The 577-nt window shown below is 46.8% G+C and carries 1 protein-coding gene; it reads right to left on the bottom strand.

The window, feature by feature from the left end; all coding sequences use genetic code 11:
• A partial coding sequence (locus tag AB840_RS15645) for a transposase (protein WP_160300578.1) occupies nt 1-534 on the bottom strand: 534 nt, incomplete at its 3' end.
• Between the last annotated feature and the right edge of the window lie 43 nt (nt 535-577).

The following is a 577-nucleotide window of genomic DNA, read 5'->3' as shown; positions in this document are numbered from 1 at the left end:
ACACTGAATAGCCTGGAGTTTTCCCAGGTTCAGTGCCAAAATAGACAGCGCTATCACACTCTGTGTCGTTTCTTTCAGATAGGTTCTGATTTGAGTAAGGCCAAACCGACGTTTCGCTAAACTGAAAGCTCGTTCTACTTCCACGCGATCGCAATTGTCTTTGTATTCTAATCGTCTGTCTCTGACAGCATCCTTCTTGGGCCGTCCTAAGGCCGGCCCCGACAACCGGATACCTCTTTCTTTACAATATGCCAGATTAAGACGATTGCGGTATATCTTATCGGCCAGCACCCGTTCTGGATAGTGACCATATCGGTCTTGGTATCGTTCGATTTCTTGTGGCAGCAGCGTACTTTCGTTATAGGTTTCAAAACTCTGTCGTTCTAACCGTACCATGCCGTTCACGACGCTGATGTCCAACTTGGCGCCAAATTCTACAGGTGCTTTGACTTTGCCACGCACAATCGGCCGCAAAAATGGCTGACGCAGATTTACAATGCGGTGTTCCATACGATGGATATGATGATCATACATGTACTTCTGCTGCGCATACATCTGTTGTATCACGGTTAACTGT

Source organism: Megasphaera cerevisiae DSM 20462, from assembly GCF_001045675.1.
Taxonomy (GTDB): domain Bacteria; phylum Bacillota; class Negativicutes; order Veillonellales; family Megasphaeraceae; genus Megasphaera; species Megasphaera cerevisiae.
Note: the sequence above shows the minus strand (reverse complement) of the source record. Positions and strands in the feature narration are given on the sequence as shown.